Annotated in this window: 2 protein-coding genes; one reads left to right on the top strand and one right to left on the bottom strand. The window is 42.5% G+C overall.

What is annotated here, in order from left to right:
• Positions 1-803 (top strand): MBL fold metallo-hydrolase (locus F6K53_RS39885; RefSeq protein WP_293085565.1); only part of this gene is annotated, 803 nt, incomplete at its 5' end.
• Positions 804-939: 136 nt separating this feature from the next.
• On the opposite strand, the gene F6K53_RS39880 is transcribed toward F6K53_RS39885, so the two are convergent.
• Positions 940-1,350: a DUF2780 domain-containing protein gene (locus tag F6K53_RS39880; protein WP_293027511.1), complete on the bottom strand. Its 411-nt coding sequence runs from the start codon at positions 1,348-1,350 to the stop codon at positions 940-942.
• Between the last annotated feature and the right edge of the window lie 412 nt (positions 1,351-1,762).

The following is a 1,762-nucleotide window of genomic DNA, read 5'->3' as shown; positions in this document are numbered from 1 at the left end:
CGGAAGTGTTTCATCGTGCTGATCAGCAGTCTGCAGTTTATCATCAACCTGCTAATGATACAGAACGCTTGAGAGCTCTTCAAGCCCTATTATCTTGTCCCACCTCTTCTATTGGTACTGTTGAGAAACCTATAGAGATTAAAGACGTTCAGCAGAGTTTCCCGATCCCAGTTGCAGACAATGTCTACCATTGCGGGTACCATTCTGAAAACTCCTACGGTGCCGCTAGCTACCTTATCCAACGCCCCCAAGGCAATATTTTAATCGATTCTCCCCGCTTTACACCGCCACTGGTCAAAGGTCTAGAGGCAATGGGTGGGATTCGTTACATGTACCTGACCCATCGGGATGATGTGGCAGATCATCACAAATACAGACAGCATTTCCAGTGCGATGTTCCTTCGGAACCGCGTTGCGAACGCATTTTGCATAGAGATGACATTACCACTGATACCCGTGATGTGGAAATTCAGCTCACTAGTTCCGAGTCTTATCTGTTAGACAAGGACTTGTTGATTATCCCAGTTCCTGGTCACACCAAAGGTCACACTGTTCTACTGTACAATAACAAATTTCTCTTCAGCGGTGACCATCTTGCTTGGTCTGATCAACTTCAGCAACTGATTGCCTTTCGTCGCCACTGCTGGTACTCCTGGGAGGAATTAATCAAGTCAATGGAGAAATTAACCAACTACTCCTTTGAGTGGGTATTACCAGGACATGGACGCCGGTATCATACTGATGCTCAGACTATGCAAGATCAGCTGAACCAGTGTCTTGTCTGGATGAAGCATAAAGGATGAAGCATCAAGGATGAAATTAAGTAACCACCTAAAATCTTCCCCCTGATCTCCTTGATGCTCCTACTTTGGTAAAACATACCCAAGTCTTGGGTTGATCCCTCATTACGATCACATTTCAGCCATCCAATCAATTGTTCTAGCTCAACACTTTTGCCAAAAGGTTTTTGATCTCGTCCCCACCTTGGCTTTGAACGAAAGAGAGGACAATCGGTAGAAATTTGGAAATCATCCCACTATCCATTTCTAGTTGATCAAAACCTCCTGCCAGGGTAGCTAGAGTGCCTAATTGTCCAACGCCACCACCCATTGATGCCGCTAATCCTCCCAAGGCTCCCATCATGCCACCACTTTTTGGTGCTGCTTGGAGCAAATCATTTATCCCTGGAATATATTGCGCTACTTGGGCAAAACTCTCATCTCCCAGCTTGTCCTTTGCCAGTTGGAAAATAAGTCCAGCTCCGCCTTGGGCTTGATTTTCTTGCACTCCCAGGTTTTCGGTTAACAGTTGAATTAGTTCCATAGATGCTCTCTTATTCGATTGCGATATCGTTGCCGCCTTAATTTAACATCCGATCGCAAAAATACTTATTTATTTACATTTTTTTAACATAGTTATCTATCACTATTTAGATTTTATCTTTTTTAACACAACCCATAACATTTATACACAACTAGTAACTTAGAGCAGTAAGTTCATTTTTGGGCTATAAGCTAGCTGAATTTAAGGGTTAAGGAAATTAACAAAAAATTAATCATTAATCTATAGCAATCCGATCGGATTCGTGAACAGTAACAGGTTTTACTCAGGATTCAGGAACGATCCGACTCAGGGCAATACGGTTCGGTTAAGCTCTAAGCAGTATTGATTACATAGAATGTTCGTGTTTCACTTTTGGCTCCAATTCCTTTATGTATTGGTTTCTTGGAAGGAAATTTAGCTCTAGTTTTTTTAACTACTC

This window comes from Moorena sp. SIO4A1, from assembly GCF_010672065.1.
GTDB lineage: Bacteria > Cyanobacteriota > Cyanobacteriia > Cyanobacteriales > Coleofasciculaceae > Moorena.
Note: the sequence above shows the minus strand (reverse complement) of the source record. Positions and strands in the feature narration are given on the sequence as shown.